Annotated in this window: 11 protein-coding genes; 7 read left to right on the top strand and 4 right to left on the bottom strand. The window is 47.7% G+C overall.

Features of this window, described 5'->3' with window-relative positions; translation table 11 throughout:
• Positions 1-22 precede the first annotated feature (22 nt).
• On the top strand, positions 23-1,378 hold the full coding sequence (locus DW896_RS04420; protein WP_005827703.1) for an MATE family efflux transporter: 1,356 nt from the start codon (positions 23-25) through the stop codon (positions 1,376-1,378).
• A 151-nt stretch (positions 1,379-1,529) separates the two neighbouring features.
• Here the strand turns inward: DW896_RS04420 and DW896_RS04410 are convergent, their stop codons facing one another.
• Genes DW896_RS04410 through DW896_RS04395 form a run of 4 tightly spaced genes read right to left on the bottom strand, consistent with a single transcriptional unit; the run spans position 1,530 to position 9,201 of the window.
• Positions 1,530-3,833, bottom strand: coding sequence for an ABC transporter permease (locus DW896_RS04410; RefSeq protein WP_117688998.1), 2,304 nt, complete (start codon positions 3,831-3,833; stop codon positions 1,530-1,532).
• A gap of 19 nt (positions 3,834-3,852) precedes the next feature.
• Positions 3,853-6,156: an ABC transporter permease gene (locus DW896_RS04405; protein WP_008664474.1), complete on the bottom strand. Its 2,304-nt coding sequence runs from the start codon at positions 6,154-6,156 to the stop codon at positions 3,853-3,855.
• Positions 6,157-6,177: 21 nt separating this feature from the next.
• Positions 6,178-6,861 (bottom strand): ABC transporter ATP-binding protein, encoded by a 684-nt coding sequence (locus DW896_RS04400; protein WP_057097889.1) that lies wholly within the window; start codon positions 6,859-6,861, stop codon positions 6,178-6,180.
• A 24-nt stretch (positions 6,862-6,885) separates the two neighbouring features.
• The gene (locus DW896_RS04395) at positions 6,886-9,201 is read right to left on the bottom strand and encodes an ABC transporter permease (RefSeq protein WP_035448587.1); all 2,316 of its coding nucleotides are present in this window, start codon (positions 9,199-9,201) and stop codon (positions 6,886-6,888) included.
• 284 nt (positions 9,202-9,485) lie between these two features.
• Between DW896_RS04395 and DW896_RS04390 the strand changes: the two genes are divergently transcribed.
• The 6 genes from DW896_RS04390 to DW896_RS04365 all read left to right on the top strand — a co-directional run bounded on the left by DW896_RS04390 (position 9,486) and on the right by DW896_RS04365 (position 17,308).
• Positions 9,486-10,292, top strand: a complete 807-nt coding sequence (locus DW896_RS04390; protein WP_008664467.1) for a metallophosphoesterase — start codon at positions 9,486-9,488, stop codon at positions 10,290-10,292.
• Positions 10,267-11,004, top strand: a complete 738-nt coding sequence (locus DW896_RS04385; protein ID WP_005827685.1) for a hypothetical protein — start codon at positions 10,267-10,269, stop codon at positions 11,002-11,004. The genes DW896_RS04390 and DW896_RS04385 overlap by 26 nt, the downstream gene beginning before the upstream one ends.
• Positions 11,005-11,311: 307 nt before the next feature.
• Complete coding sequence (locus DW896_RS04380; protein ID WP_057097888.1) at positions 11,312-12,682, top strand: sigma-54 dependent transcriptional regulator; 1,371 nt, start codon at positions 11,312-11,314, stop codon at positions 12,680-12,682.
• Complete coding sequence (locus DW896_RS04375; RefSeq protein ID WP_119992908.1) at positions 12,672-13,979, top strand: PAS domain-containing sensor histidine kinase; 1,308 nt, start codon at positions 12,672-12,674, stop codon at positions 13,977-13,979. Before DW896_RS04380 ends, DW896_RS04375 begins: the two co-directional genes overlap by 11 nt.
• Positions 13,980-14,073: 94 nt before the next feature.
• Positions 14,074-15,525, top strand: a complete 1,452-nt coding sequence (locus DW896_RS04370; RefSeq protein WP_005827676.1) for a potassium/proton antiporter — start codon at positions 14,074-14,076, stop codon at positions 15,523-15,525.
• Between the two features lie 115 nt (positions 15,526-15,640).
• Positions 15,641-17,308: a long-chain fatty acid--CoA ligase gene (locus tag DW896_RS04365; RefSeq protein WP_005827674.1), complete on the top strand. Its 1,668-nt coding sequence runs from the start codon at positions 15,641-15,643 to the stop codon at positions 17,306-17,308.
• The last annotated feature ends 204 nt before the right edge of the window (positions 17,309-17,512 follow it).

Here is a 17,512-nt window from a genome sequence, read left to right as displayed (position 1 = left end):
CTCCTTAATTGACTCATATCAAATGAACAACGCGCATATATTAGGAACCGAACGTATTGGCAAACTGCTTGTGCAGTACTCCATTCCGGCCATTATAGGCATGACGATTACTTCGTTGTACAACATCATCGACAGCATTTTCATCGGTCATGGCGTAGGTCCTATGGGCATTGCCGGACTCGCCATTACTTTCCCTCTGATGAATCTGGTCGTGGCTTTCTGTACGATGGTATCGGCAGGCGGTTCCACCATTTCGTCCATCCGTCTGGGGCAGAAAGACCTGGACGGAGCAACGGAAGTATTGGGAAACACACTGATGTTCTGCCTGGTCAACGCATTCATATTCGGCAGTGTTTCATTCATCTTTCTGGATGATATTCTGCGCTTCTTCGGTGCCAGCAATGATACGTTGCCATATGCCCGCGACTTTATGCAGGTGATATTACTGGGTACCCCCGTCACTTATACCATGATTGGCCTAAACAATATCATGCGTGCCACGGGATATCCCAAGAAAGCAATGCTCACGTCTATGGTAACGGTAGTCTGCAACATAATCCTCGCTCCCATTTTCATCTTCCAATTTGACTGGGGAATACGGGGAGCTGCAACGGCAACGGTCATCTCGCAGTTCATCGGCATGGTGTGGGTAGTGAGCCATTTCCTGCAAAAGACAAGTGTGGTACGTCTGCAACGGGGGTTCTGGAAGATGAAGAAACGCATCATCAGCAGTATATTATCCATCGGTATGTCACCGTTCCTGATGAACGTCACGGCATGTGTCATTGTGATTATCGTAAACAACAGCCTTCAACAGTACGGAGGAGATATGGCCATCGGGGCATATGGCATTATCAACCGACTGCTGGTACTCTATGTAATGATTGTATTGGGGCTGACGATGGGAATGCAACCGATTGTAGGCTATAACTTCGGTGCGCAAAAGCACGACCGTGTGAAGGCTACCCTGCGCCTGACCATCATTGCCGGAGTATGTATCACCAGTACCGGCTTCCTTATCTGCGAATTGTTCCCCCATGCCATATCTGCCATCTTTACCAGTGATGAAGAGTTGATAGATATTGCTTCCAGAGGCGTACGCATTGCCGTAGCCATATTCCCGCTGGTAGGTGCACAGATTGTCATCGGCAATTTCTTCCAAAGCATCGGGAAGGCGAAAATCAGTATCTTCTTGTCGCTGACACGCCAATTACTGTATCTGTTGCCGGGACTACTGATATTCCCGCATTACTTTGGGCTGGACGGCATCTGGATATGTATGCCGGTATCGGACTTCTTTGCTTTTGTAACGGCAGCGGTGGCATTGTGGATATATGTAAAAAGATTACCCACAGGAATTACCGAAAAAGCGAGGTGAAAGTGATTTATTCTACTGCAAATATTGCATTTTATGTTATAACAAACAAATTGTTCGAAAATATATCATTCATTCAGCCCAAACACATCATCTATTCGCCCCAAACAGATGGTCTGTCTACCCCAAACGCATGATGTATGTTGCGGCAACTTTATTCGCTCTTGATGCTCTTTACCGGATTTTCATTGGCAATGCACCATGCCTTCAATACCACGGTAGCAACGATAAACAACAGCAACAGACAACCTACAAGAATATATCCGCCTATAGGGAATGGCACAACATCAGAGAACTGGCTCGCCCAAAGCTTTCCGGCCCGGCATGCTCCCCCAATACCTATGGCGACAGACGGAATGGCCAGCCAAAGCACATCTCTTGACAATAACAGCAAAATACTTTCCGTCTCCGCTCCATTCACTTTACGAATGGCAATCTCTTTTGAACGCAGGCGGATTTCATCATTCACATAGCCTATCAGTCCCATCAGAATGATAAAGAGTATGGTCAATGAAACCAGCAGGGTGACATCACGAAATACCCGTACAGACTCGGCATAACTGCGCATTTCCTGCTCCACCGAACGGAATACGAGGCTTTTCTGAGGATAAATCCGATGCATCTCTTCATTGAGGCGGGCGAGATTTTCATCCAATGGCTCTTTGAGGCGAACATGCAGGGTGGCAGCTGTCTTCCCCGTCCATTCCACCATCACCGGCAAATTATCGTTGGGCATATCGGCAAAACTGAAACTGTCTAACAGCCCGACAACAGTGCCATAATCATTCACCCGCTTGCCTATGGGGCTGTCTGTCCAATTCATCTTCTCACAAAAGACACTGTTGACAAGCAACTGACCTTCTCCCGTCAAGTTATGCCCCTCTTTCAGTCTCAGACCAATGAAAGGAAGAAAATCACTGTCGAACCAAGTATTACGAGGATAGAAAAGCTCGTTACCCTGATTGTCAAGAATTGGCTGGTTAGAACCGAACCACAATATAGGGCGTTCTGCCGAAGCAACCCCTTCCACATAAGGCAAACTGCCGACAAGACTACGCAGGCTATTGCCATCCACTTCCCGCTGGGTGGTATATACCACACGTTCAAGACGCCAACCACGGTCACGCGTCGTTACATAACTGTACTGTGAAACGACCATCAGCATCATCCCCAGAATGAATGCCGCTCCGATGAACTGAACAAAAAGCAGTACCCGTTTCCAGCCACGACGCCCGGAAGTGTAGCGGCGGAACACTTGTGTCACCGGAATACGAGCGAAAAGCATGGCAGGCAGGCAACCACCTAAAATAAACAGTAACAGTATCACCGACAATGGTGCCCAAAGATTCTGCCAGTCAAAAAGAGCACTGAGAGGTACAGCTGCCAATTCTTCCATTTTTTCGTGGAAAATATACACCAGCAGTCCAATGAGCAGCAAGGCAAGCCCTACTACTATAGCAGTCTCTACCATGAACATGGAAAAGATGCTACTTCCCGAAGCACCGCTGCATTTGTGTACACCGATGGCCTTGGCACGCTGTGTCAGCGAAGCCACGGAAACGAGTACATAATTCAATGCGGTCGTAAAAAGCAGCACGATACCCAGGAAGAACATAATCCAAATCATCTTCCGTACTTGAGGAGTCTCGACATGCAGATTATGGATAGGGACAATACGTACGCTCAATTCTAAACCACTTTCCGGTGGAATATGACGGGCAATAGCTATGGACATACGCTCATTCAGCCAATCAGCATCCTGCGGGCTGCGCAGCCTGAGATAACCGTCGTAGTTTCCGCCGCTTTGCCAACCTAGGTTCCACTTCAGATGCCGCCCTATAGTAGGAAAGGAAATGATTGCCTCTGGACGCCTCTCCAAAGAAGTGTTCAACGGAATATCGGCAAAGATACCCTTCACGAGCAGTGTAGTCTGATATCCCCAAAAATCATAACGCAGTGTTTTCCCTATCGGATTTTCGTCACCGAAGGCCTCCTTTGCTGACTTGGCAGAAAGGAATACGACATCCGGACCCGCCAAATCCTGTGGATTGCCTTCTATCATCTCCAAACCGAGTACAGAAAAATAAAGTGTATCTGCCATCACCGTGGACATATCTAATTGGCGCTCACCCAACTGGAAACTATTATCAAAAAGAGAACAGCTCACTGTGCTACTTTCCACTTGTTCCGGAAACTCTTCGGCAATGGCAGCCGGAATCGGAATGATGGTAAAGCGACTTTCGTTACCTTCCAACACTCCATTTTTCAACCAACCCGTCTTCACAATATAAAGGTTATCCGAATCATGATAAAAGTTATCAAAACTCAACTCGAATGCAATCCGTGCAAATAGAAATACAGACATCAGCAGTCCCAATGCCAAAGATACAATCTTAATGGCATTGGAACCTTGCTTGTGCAACAAGCTTTGTAATGTATAATAAATGTGCCGCCTCATAATTTCCTGAAGTTATTCTTTATTCACTCTTGATACTGTCTACCGGATTCTCATTGGCAATCCGCCATGCCTTGAATACTACACAACCGATGATGAGCAATAGTACAATGCATGCAATAAGCAAGAATCCGCAGATACCAAAATCCACTCCCTCCACAAACTGCTCTATCCAGACACCGCCTATATACCAGGCTCCCAGCCCTCCAAGAAAAACGGCCGGCAAGGATATCCAGAATATATCCTTCGAGAAAAGCCGGAGAATGGATGACGCTTCCGCACCATTCACTTTACGGATGGCAATTTCCTTGCTGCGGCGTTGTATCTCGTCATTGATGTAGCCAATCAACCCCATTAACGTAACAAAAAGGATGGTTATGGCAGCCAGTAAAGCTGCATTACGGAAATCCGTGACGGTACTGTTCTGGTCGTCAATGACCTTTTGGAACGAGGAAAATACAATGTCACGGGTGGGAAACAGCTTTTCCATGTCTTCGTTCAAACGCTTGAGGTTATCGTCAAAAGGCTCTTTCAGACGTAATTGGATGTTTCCGGAAAATCGGTCAAGATAAGTTGCATACATAGGTTGCACCGCCACATAAGCGGCATTGGATGTAGCAAAGTCTTTCAGTACACCTACAATATTGCCCGCTATGCGATCGCCGTTGCGCACTTGCCTGCCTATCGGTTTATCTTCCCAATGCATCATTTTCAAAAATGTTTCATTGACCAATATCTGCCCAGGGGCATCCATATTCTTGCCTTCCGCAAATTCCAACTTCATAAACGGGGCATAGTCCTTGCCAAATTCCACCCAACGCATGCTCATCCACTGCCCGTTATCAGTCGTAACCCCTTCTCCGCTCAATCCGTCTGTAAGAAGATTACCGCTACAAGCTCCATCTTCCACATAAGGCAAAGAAAGCATCACACTACGATTTGCATCGCTTTCCGCATCCGAGTCAAAGGATACGCCCGAAGCATAAGCCACCCGGTGGTAATCGAATCCACGTTCTTTATTGGTGATGTAATGGCTCTGCATAAGCACCAGCCCCAACAAGCCGAAAATAAAAGAGGTACCGGCAAACTGCACAAACAAGAGCGGACGTTTCCAGCCTTTCTTGCCTTCGGTGTACCGGCGGAAAACCTGCGTCACCGGAATGCGGGCAAAAAGCTGCCCGGGCAACATGCCGCCTATCATAAACAAAATGACTATCACTGAAAGCGGTGCCCAAATGTTTTCCCAAGAGAAAAGACCGGCAAGACTAACGTCGAGCATGTCCTCCAACGGCTCACGGAAATTAAATAGAAGCAGCGCTACGAGCAGCAAGGAAGAAAGCATGATGACTCCGGTCTCCCATAAGAACATACCGAAAATAGTTCCCGTATTTGCCCCACTACATTTATGTACGCCTATAGCTTTGGCACGACGGTTCATGGCTGAGATGGAAATAAGCACATAATTCATCGCCACAATAAAAAGTATGGCGGTTCCCAGCGTCAACAGAATCCATACCATACGCATGGTACTGATACCAAATTCCATACGGTAGTCCTTTATCGGAACCAGACTGATAAACACATCATCGCTCTTGCGCACCTGCTCGGCAAGTTTCTCTATTCGGGTGTTCACATCGTCCAATTGCACCCCCGGGCGCAGACGGACAAAGGACATATAGCTGTCTCCACCTCCCCACCCCCAGTATCCCCAATGATGCTTGAAGGAGGTAGCCAGAGACATCACGACACCACTTCCATAGAAACTGGAGTTTTCGGGAAAATCTTCAAAAATGCCCTTCACGGTCATTGGCATCTGTTTGTTATAGACCACCGTCTGCCCGATGGGATTCTTATCGGCAAACATGCTGCCGGCCAGCTCCCTGCTGATGAAGACCACCTCCGGATTATTCAGCTCGCGAGGGTCTCCACTGACAACATCAATGCCCATAGTGGCAAAGAAACAAGAATCGGCCGTCATGGCATTGGTCTGGAAACGGCGTTCATTGGCAAACCAAGCCGAATTGCTCCACCATTGCTGGGTGACGGTAACACTCTCCACCTCGTCAGGCAGGTTTTCGGCAATGGTACCAGCCACCGGTCCAAGAGTTATATGCGAAGGATGATACTCGTTGTTGTAATACCATACTGTTTTGACAAGACACAAACGTTCATGGTCCTTGTAGCAGGTATCATAATTGAGCTCGAATGCCTGACGGGAAAAAATGAGGATACTGACTGCCAACCCCAGTCCCAAGGAAATAATCTTGATGAGGTTGGAGCCTTTTCCTCGTATCAGTGTCTGAAGAGTGTAATATAGTTGTCTCATGGAAGTTGTTTTAAAAGTCTGTTACAAATCCTGCGCTGCCACACTTGCCACCACACTACCGTCGAAAAGATGTATCGTGCGGTGTGCAAACGAGGCGTCGTGCTGGCTGTGGGTCACCATAATAATCGTAGTACCCTCTTTATTCAGTTCTGTCAACAGATTCATCACCTCAGCTCCGTTCTTGGAGTCCAAGTTACCGGTAGGCTCATCGGCGAGTATCAGCTTGGGATTGGTTACGACCGCACGGGCTATCGCCACACGCTGCTGCTGACCGCCGGAAAGCTGTTGCGGGAAGTGTTTGGCACGGTGGCTGATGTTCATCCGCTTCAGAATATCCTCTACCATGCGTTTGCGCTCACTTGCCTTCACGCCGAGGTACGTAAGGGGAAGTTCCACATTCTCGTAGACGTTCAGTTCGTCTATCAGGTTGAAGCTCTGGAACACGAATCCCAGTTTCCCCTTACGTACGCGTGTACGTTCCTTTTCTTTCAAGTCCGCCACTTCCTGGCCGAGTAGCTTGTAACTGCCCTCAGTAGGATTGTCCAGCAGTCCCAGAATATTCAGCAAGGTGGATTTGCCGCAACCGGACGGCCCCATAATGGCTACAAACTCTCCCTCCTTTACATCGAGGTTTACGTGATTCAATGCTACCGTCTCTACTTCCGAAGTACGGAATACTTTGCTGATGTTGTTAATCTCAATCATGATATTTAATGTTTTAATATTGTTTTATTCGCTCTTAATACTATTCACCGGATTCTCGTTCGCTATCCGCCAGGACTTCCAAAGTACGCAGGCTACGATAATCACCAAATTGGCCATCACTACCAGTACGTATACTGCCCAACTGATGTGAATACGCTCCGCAAACTGTTCCATCCACATTCCGTTGACATACCATGCCAATACCGTACCGATGACAACTGCCGGAGCCGCCACCACAAGTATATCCCTCGACAGCATTTCCAAGATACCGGAAGCCTCTGCCCCGTTCACTTTACGGATGGCAATCTCCTTACTGCGGCGGCGCACCTCGTCGGTGGTATACCCAATCAGCCCCATCAGCATAATGAAGAACATGGTCACTGCCGCCATCAAAGTGGCATTGCGGAATACACGGACAGAATTATAGCTGTTCTCTATCCTTTTCTCATAACCGGTAAAGTCAATGGTCTGGTCATGGAAAGCCTCGGCTACATCGTGGTTCAACTTCTGCAGATTTTCGGTAAAGGGTTCTTTCAAACGAACATGTACCGTTCCATAAAAATTCTTGTTCCCACGGGCTATGAAAGGCATCTTCTCGGTTCTGAAACTCTCTATCTGGAAATCCTTCAACTGCCCTACGACCTTGAATGTATTCCCTTCGGTATATACCGTACGGCCTACGACGTCGTCTCCCCAACGCATCATCTCGGCAAAGGTCTCGTTCACCACGACTTCCTCTTTATCGCGCGCCATACGTCCCGTCTTCATAGTCATGCCCATCAAAGCAGGAAAATCCTCGCGCATGAAATAAGAAGAACGGCAAGAGAAAAGTGCCTGCCCGCTCTCACTATGAATCATCGAACCGCTATATCCGCTAATGGGTGTGCTGTTGGCGCTGGACACCGCTTCCACGTAGGGCAATCCCTTGAAGAACTGATAAGCCGCGTCACGCGTCGCTTCATTATCCCAGTAGGCATTACCTATGGCTATCTGCTTGGGATTATACCCCATATCCTTTTTCAGTACATACTGATATTGCGACATCACCACACACATCAATCCACTGATGAATGCCACGCCTGCAAACTGCACAAACAGCAACGGACGCTTCCAGCCCTTTTTCCCCTCGGTATAGCGGCGGAACACCTGCGATACGGGAATACGCGCAAAGAGCCGGCCCGGCAACACGCCTCCCACTATAAACAGCAGAAGCACTACCGACAACGGTACCCAGATACGCTCCGGAGCCAACAAGGTGGAGAGCTTTACAACGACCGTGTCTTCCACAAAATCGCGGAAGTTGAGCATTATCAACGCCATCAGCAGCAATGCTGCCGCAATGATGATACCTGTTTCCAGCAAAAACATGCTGAAAACCGTGCCACCGCTCGCACCGCTGCATTTATGTACGCCTACCGACTTGGCGCGGTAGCTCAAAGAGGAAATGGAAATCAGCACATAGTTCAACGCCGCAATGAAAAGAATGGCAAAACCAAGAATGCTCATAATGACACGCATCCGCTGCACATCATCATAATTGCGGTATGTATCACGGATGGGCTGCACAAAAGCCGTGTAACCGTACTCTTTCTTATCTTCTGCCGGGCGATATTTGTCTATCATGGCATCAATACGCGCATTGACAACAGATTTGTCGGCACCGGGACGAAAACGGATAAACTCTACCCAACTGTCTCCCCCGCTCCACGAGTAGTTATTCCAGTTGCGGCTCCACAAGGTAGGCATCGAGATAACCGCTTCCGGATTGATTGTGGCGTTCTCAGGCAAATTGGCATAGATTCCCTTCACCGTCAGGTCAAACTGATGGTCATAATTAAGCGTTTTCCCTATGGGATTCTCCTCACCGAACACTTTCCTTGCAAAGCGTTCACTCAAGAAAATAATATCCTTCTGCACCAAGTCCTTTTCGGGATTCCCGTTCAGGACGTCGATGCCCATAGTACGAAAGAACAGCGAATCGGCTGCAATCTTCCTGTCATCAAGACGCACGCTTCCATTGTAAAGAGGAGCAGATACCATAGACGTGCTCAAACTTACTGCCGACTCCACCTCTTTGGGGAAATTCTCCAAAATAGCTCCTGCCACGGGACCGCAATTCCACTCCTGAGGCTCAAACTTCTCTCCTTTCACCGAGAATATCGACCATACCTGATACAAGTTATCATAATCCTTGAAGCAAGTGTCAAAACTCTGTTCATATGCCACGCGGGAGAAAAGCAGAATACTCATCGTCAATCCCAATCCCAAAGAAATGACCTTGATGATATTCGAACCACGTCCCCGCAGCAAAGTCTGAATTACATAATAGATTTGTTTCATTCCGTTTATCGTTTATTAGATATATTTTCTTGCTTTCTATATTGCAGAAAGCGTGCCAAAGAATGCACAAACCTGATTATCAGCATACATCTCATAATTAAAGAAGAAAAAAGTGTCTAATTTTTAGACACTCCCGTCTAAAAATTAGACAGAGGCCGAATCTCTGTTCAGCCTCATAGAACAAAAAAAAGGGAAATTAGAAAAGAATCCATAAGAATAAAAACTTTACCTTTGCCCACAGTTTTCTAAAGATAGAGTATAAACGTAAAATGAAGCACCTGCACATGAAATTCCCCAAACTCTTATATCCTTCATTCCTATGCCTGCTTATAGCCGGCTGCGACATGATAGATTATCACCCTTACGATGTACACATCAGCGGTGAAACCGATGTCAATGCCCACAACATTGCCCAAATAGAGCAGAACTGCCAGAACAAGACAACAATCCGGTTCGTAACAATGGGTGATTCCCAGCGCTGGTATGACGAGACCGACGACTTTGTAAGCCACCTCAACAAGCGGGACGACATAGATTTCGTCATTCATGGCGGAGACGTCAGTGACTTCGGTGTAACAGACGAGTTCCTTTGGCAACGGGACATTATGAACAAACTCAAGATACCCTATGTGGTACTTCTCGGCAATCACGACTGCCTGGGCACGGGCGAAGAGACTTATCGTGCAATATTCGGAGACCCCAATTTCTCCTTCATTGCAGGACGGGTAAAGTTTGTCTGCCTGAATACCAACGCCATCGAATTCGACTACTCCCGCCCCATTCCCGACTTCGAGTTTCTTGCCGCACAGATACGCGACCATGAAGAGGAATTCGATAAAACCGTTGTGTCCATGCATATACGCCCGTTCTGCAACGAGTTCAACAATAATGTGGCACACGTATTCCAGCGTTACATCAAGGAATTTCCCGGACTGCAGTTCTGTACATCCGCACACGAACACCATCGCTTCGAGAAAGACCTCTTTGAAGATGGGATAATGTATTACATGAGCGACTGCATGAAGAACCGCAATTACTATATATTCACCATAACCCCCGACGGATATGAACGCGAAGTGGCATATTATTAATCACCTGGCATGCGCCGTCGTCTTCTTGTCGGTATGCTCTTTTTCTGCTTTTTCACAAGAGAGAGATACCATCTTCATCATAGAACACGATACCGTATGGATGGACCTGCAACCGGATGCCGTCATTGAAAGCCAGACCAGAGAGAACCGTTATGACCGCCGCGTACACCGCTACCGCAGGCATTGGGAGGCCTTGATTCCGACGCACACCAAAATTCAGTTTGCCGGCAATATGGGGTTGCTGTCATTCGGTACCGGATGGGATTACGGCAGAAGAAACCAATGGGAAACAGACGTATTCTTCGGAGTATTGCCCAAATATGACTCCAAACGTACCAAGCTGACATTCACCGTCAAGCAGAACTACCTTCCCTGGAGCCTGCAAATCAAGCAGAGCCGTTTTTCTGTAGAACCGCTGGCTTGCGGCATGTATCTGAACACGGTATTCGGCGATGAATTCTGGGTCAATGAACCGGAACGCTACCCTAAAGGATATTATGGTTTCTCCTCTAAGGTACGCATCCATGCATTCTTAGGACAGCGCATCACTTACGACATCGACCCGCAACGACGGTTCACGGCCAAAGAAATCACTTTCTTCTATGAAATAAGTACATGTGACCTATATGTAGTCAGCGCCTTCACCAACAAGTATCTGAAACCCAAGGATTATCTGAGCTTGTCATTTGGCATCAAACTGCAACTGCTATAAATTTTTTCAGTACCGCCATGAGCTCTTACTGAAGTTGCTACAAACTAATTTCTGTTTTACTTAAATCTATTCGTCCCACAATCGTTATATTATCGTCCGACAGCTGTTGAATTATCGTCCAACAGTTATCGGACGATAATTCAACAGCTGTCGGACGATTAATTCTTAGCAAGCAAAAATATAAAATAAAGCGGCATAAGGATTTGCTAAATGAGAAGGAGAATCTTAATACTTTGAAAACTGAGAGATTTACCGAATATAATGCAGATAAATCATTAACTTTGCCTGCAGAAAACAGAAATAGTTTATGGCAAAAAAAAATGGAAACATCCTGATTGTCGATGATAACCGAGGCGTACTTACCGCCTTGCAGCTTTTGTTGAAGCCATATTTTGAAGGGATAATCACACTTCCCTCTCCCGTAACCCTGCCCAGCGTATTGCGGGAAAGGTCATGGCAAGTGGTTCTTCTTGACATGAACTTCACCTCGGGCATCAACACCGGCAACGAGGGACTATACTGGCTCCATAAAATAAAGAAGCAATGTCCCACCCTGCCCGTAGTGCTGTTTACCGCCTATGCCGACATTGACCTTGCCGTACGGGGAATCAAGGAAGGAGCCACAGACTTCGTCGTGAAACCCTGGAACAACCAGAAACTGGTGGAAACCTTACTGAATGCCGTATCAGCTTCTGAAACAAAATCTCCGGCCAACGGCCCAAATGCCGGACGTACGGCAGAAAGCAGCCACCTGTTTGCAGATACCCGCAACATGTATTGGGGAAACAGCCCCGCCATGCAGCAGCTCCGCCTTTTGGTGGAAAAAGTGGCCTCTACCGATGCCAATATCCTTATTACGGGCGAGAACGGTACCGGTAAAGAGATGCTGGCACGCGAAATTCACTCCCTTTCACCGCGCAACCGGCAGGAGATGGTAAGTGTGGATATGGGTGCAGTCACCGAAAGCCTTTTCGAGAGCGAACTGTTCGGCCACATGAAAGGCTCTTTCACCGATGCCCATGCCGACCGTGCCGGCAAGTTCGAAGCAGCCAGCCGCAGCACCCTCTTTCTCGATGAAATAGGCAATCTCCCCTACCATCTGCAAGCCAAACTGCTGACCGCCATCCAACGACGCAGCATTGTCCGTGTAGGCAGCAACACTCCCATTCCCGTAGACATACGGCTGATTTGCGCTACAAACCGCAATCTGCCCGAGATGGTGGCAAAAGGCGAATTCCGCGAGGACCTGCTATACCGCATCAACACGATACATCTTGAGATACCCTCGTTGCGCGAGCGGCCCGAAGACATCATCCCCCTTGCAGAACTTTTCATCGCCCGCTTCTGCAAGCAATATGACAAGCCCCCCGTCCGCCTGACGGACGGCGCTTGCGAGAAACTTACGCTCCACCCCTGGTACGGCAATATCCGCGAACTGGAACATGCCATCGAAAAAGCCATTATTATCTGTGACAACGAAACCCTTCCCGCAGAACTGTTCCAGCTGGCACGGCGAACCGGCACTCCCGAAGCAGCCGCATCCACGCTCGAAGAAATGGAAATGCAGATGATACGGAAGACGCTCGACAAATGTAGCGGAAATCTCTCTGCCGTCGCCGCACAGCTGGGTATCACCCGCCAGACGTTGTACAACAAAATGAAGAAGTATGGCCTTTAATTATTCATTCCGCGTTGCCGTCAGTCTGGCAGTAGCGCTCCTTGCAGGGGTGATGTGGACTGTGGACGTATTTTGGGGCGCGCTCTGTACTGCGCTGCTTTCCATAGCCCTGTACTGGCAGCAGAAGCTATACCGCCATCATGTGCGGAAGGTGCTTTTCATGCTCGACGCCATCGAAAACAACGACAATGCCATCCACTTCTCCGAAACGGAAAACACTGCCGACGCACGCCTCGTGAACCGTGCATTGAACCGGGTTGCCCATATACTTTATAATGTGAAAAGTGAAACAGCCCAGCAAGAAAAGTACTACGAACTCATCCTGGACTGCGTGAATACCGGTATCCTTGTCCTGAACGACAATGGTGCCGTATATCAGAAAAACAGCGAAGCCCTCCGTTTGCTGGGCCTCAATGTCTTTACCCACGTCAGTCAGCTGAACCGCGTAGACCCGCGTCTTTCGTCCCTTCTTGCCAATTGCCGCCCGGGAGACAAATTGCAAATGCCTTTCAACAACGAGCGAGGCACTGTCAACATGTCTGTCCGCGTCAGCGACATCACAGTCCGTAAAGAACATCTGCGCATCCTCGCCTTGAACGACATCAACAACGAGCTGGATGAAAAGGAAATAGATTCCTGGATTAGGCTTACCCGCGTACTGACGCACGAAATAATGAATGCCGTCACTCCCATAACCTCCCTGAGCGATACACTGCTGGGACTGACCGAAGCGCAAGTTTCCAAAGAAGAAATCAGAAACGGCCTGCAGACTATCAGCAGTACAGGCAAGGGCCTGCTCTCTTTTGTGGAATCATACCGGAAATTCACCCGTATTCCCACCCCCGAACCATCCTTGTTCTACGTAAAAAGCTTTATCGAGCGGATGGTCGAACTCGCCCGTCACCAGCACCCCGATGTCCGGGTCACCTTTCATACGGACATCGCGCCAAGCGACCTTATTCTATATGCCGATGAAAACCTGGTATCACAAGTGGTCATCAACCTACTGAAAAATGCCATACAAGCCATCGAATCGGATAAAAATACAGATAAAGAAGGACATATCAACATACGTGCCTACTGCAACGAAGCGGAAGCCATACTGATAGAAATTTCCAACAACGGACCTGCCATTCCCAATGACATTGCCGAACACATATTTATCCCCTTCTTTACGACCAAAGAGGGCGGAAGCGGTATTGGATTGAGTATTTCCCGGCAAATAATGAGGCTTTCCGGCGGAAATTTATCCTTATTGCCTGGTAAAGAAACCACCTTTATTTTAAAATTCAATTGAACTATTTTAGATTTGTATTTGTTAAACACATTGCATATCTTTGTACTATTAGACATAAGAAACATCACATTTCAAACTATATAGCATAGAATTTATGATATTTACAGCAGGAAACATACTACTTATAGGTTCCATATTACTTTTCGTCAGCATCATTGTCGGCAAGACCGGCTACCGTTTCGGAGTGCCTGCGTTATTGCTTTTCCTTGTCGTCGGTATGCTGTTCGGCAGTGACGGATTGGGATTGCAGTTCCACAACGCCAAGGAAGCACAGTTCATCGGCATGGTTGCACTCAGCATCATTCTGTTCTCCGGTGGCATGGACACCAAGTTTACGGAGATAAAGCCCATATTGACTCCCGGCATTGTTTTGTCAACTGCAGGAGTGCTGCTCACGGCCCTCTTTACCGGATTATTTATCTGGTGGCTGTCCGGCATGAGCTGGACCAACATCCACCTGCCGTTGATAACCTCCCTTTTGCTTGCATCCACCATGTCATCTACCGACTCAGCCTCTGTATTCGCCATTCTGCGTTCACAAAAAATGAACCTGAAGCATAATCTGCGCCCCATGCTGGAACTGGAAAGCGGTAGTAACGACCCGATGGCATATATGCTGACAATCGTGCTGATTCAATTCATCCAGTCCTCCGGAATGGGAGTTCCCCAGATATTGGGCTCTTTTGCCATACAGTTCATTGTCGGTGCCGCAACCGGTTATTTCCTCGGAAAGCTGGCCATCCTTATGCTGAACCGGCTGAATATAGACAACCAGGCACTCTATCCTATCCTGTTGCTGTCCTTTGTATTCTTCACCTTCTCCATCACCGACCTGCTGAAAGGCAACGGTTACCTGGCCGTGTATATCGCCGGAATGATGGTAGGCAATAACAAAATCATGCACCGGAAAGAGATTTATACTTTTATGGACGGACTGACCTGGCTTTTCCAAATCATCATGTTCCTCTGCCTCGGTCTGCTTGTCAACCCCCATGAGATGCTGGAAGTTGCAGTCGTGGCATTGCTCATCGGCGTATTCATGATTGTCGTGGGACGTCCTCTCAGCGTTTTTCTTTGCCTGCTGCCTTTTGGCAAGAGAATCACCCTCAAGTCACGGCTATTCGTATCGTGGGTAGGATTACGTGGCGCAGTACCCATTATCTTTGCCACCTATCCCGTGGTGGCTAATGTGCCCGGTGCCCATGTCATCTTCAACATCGTATTTTTCATAACCATCGTCTCACTGGTCATCCAGGGTACCACAGTCTCCTGGGTAGCCCGGCTGCTTGGCCTCTCCACCCCGCTGGAAAAGACCGGAAATGATTTCGGAGTTGAACTGCCCGAAGAGATTGACTCCAACCTGCACGACATGACCATTACACAAGAAATGCTGGAGCAGGCAGACACCCTGAAAGACATGAACCTGCCCAAAGGCACACTGGTGATGATTGTAAAACGTGGCGATGAGTACCTCATTCCGAACGGAACATTAAAACTTCATGCCGGTGACAAGCTGCTTCTTATTTCGGAAAATAGCAAGGAATAAGAATTACAGATAAGTTTCTATCCGTTTCAGGGCAAGAAAAAAGTGGAAACTATTTGCTTTGCATCACTATAAGACCTATCTTTGCGCAGTTTTAACTAAAGTGTGCAACAGCTGAATGGAACAAGAACAAGGGTTCATCGATTATATAGAACAAAGCATTATTAAAAACTGGGATCGCAACGCCCTGACAGACTACAAAGGAATTACACTGCAATACAAAGATGTAGCACGGAAAATAGCCAAATTCCATATCGTATTGGAAAGCGCCGGCATTAGGCCCGGTGACAAGATTGCCGTTTGCGGACGTAACAGTGCACATTGGGCAGTCGCTTTTCTGGCTACAGTTACCTATGGAGCTGTCATTGTTCCCATTCTGCATGAGTTCAAGGCCGACAATATCCACAACATCGTCAATCATTCCGAAGCCAAGCTGCTGTTTGTCGGCGACCGGGCATGGGAAAACCTCAATGAAGAGGCAATGCCCCTGCTGATGGGTATCGTACTGCTGACGGACTTCACTCCGGTAGTTTGCCGCAACGAGCAGCTGATGGAGGCTTTCGAGCATCGCAACGTCCTCTATGGCACACGTTTCCCCAAGAATTTCCGCCCCGAGCATATCAGCTACCGCAAGGAGGAATCACCCGAAGAACTGGCTGTCATAAACTATACTTCGGGCACCACGGGATATTCCAAAGGGGTCATGCTCCCCTATCGCAGCCTTTGGTCCAATGTTGCATATTGCCATGAGATGCTCCCCGTACGTCCGGGCGACCATATTGTATCCATGCTGCCTCTGGGACATGTATTTGGTATGGTGTACGATTTTCTATACGGTTTTTCCGCAGGCGCCCATCTGTATTTCCTTACCCGTATGCCGTCTCCCAAGATTATTGCACAGTCATTCTCCGAAATCAGGCCACGGGTCATTTCGTGTGTACCGCTCATCGTAGAAAAGATTATCAAGAAGGATATCCTGCCCCGGATAGACAATAAAATAGGCAAGCTGCTATTGCGGATGCCCATTGTCAACGATAAAATCAAGGCTGACATGCGCAAAAAGGCAATGGAAGTATTCGGCAGTAATTTCGATGAAATAATCATCGGAGGAGCACCGTTCAATGCCGAAGTGGAACGCTTCCTGAAGCAGATAGGCTTCCCCTATACCATTGCATACGGAATGACGGAATGCGGCCCCATCATTTGTTCCAGCCGCTGGGAAACATTGAAACTGGCCTCTTGTGGCAAGGCAACCACCCGCATGGAAGTAAAGATAGACTCTCCCGACCCTCAGAACGTGGCAGGAGAAATAATCTGTAAAGGTGCCAATCTGATGCTGGGCTATTACAAAAATGCCGAAGCGACTTCCCAAATCATCGATGTAAACGGCTGGCTGCACACCGGCGACCTTGCAACGATGGATACCGAAGGATATGTCACTGTCCGCGGACGCAGCAAAAACATGTTGCTCACAGCCAGTGGTCAGAACATCTACCCCGAGGAGATTGAAAGCAAACTGAACAACATGCCCTATGTGTCCGAATCACTGATCGTATTGCAGAAAGACAAGCTCGTGGCTCTTATCTATCCGGATTTTGACGATGCATTCGCCCATGGTATGGAACAATCGGACATCGAAAAGGTTATGGAGGACAATCGGAATGAATTGAATCTGCAATTACCGGCCTACAGCCAGATTACAAAAGTCAAGATACACTTCGAGGAGTTCGAGAAAACGGCAAAGAAGAGCATTAAAAGATTTATGTATCAGGAAGTAAAAGGGTAAGGGGAATGTGTCAAAACCTTCTTTAACGCTTTATTTTAGGCGCGGATGACGCAGATTTCACGGATTTAGTTTATTGAATCCGCATTATTCCGCGTAATCCGCGCCTAATATTATAACATTATAAAAGTCTTCATGTGCTTTTGACACATTCGCATCCTTTTTGTTAACAAAAATAGAAGCAAAGGAATAAACGGCTAATAAGTG

Origin of the sequence: Bacteroides sp. AM41-16, from assembly GCF_003603495.1 — a bacterium.
GTDB classification, from domain to species: Bacteria; Bacteroidota; Bacteroidia; order Bacteroidales; family Bacteroidaceae; genus Bacteroides; species Bacteroides uniformis.
This window is presented reverse-complemented; position numbering and strand designations above follow the sequence as displayed.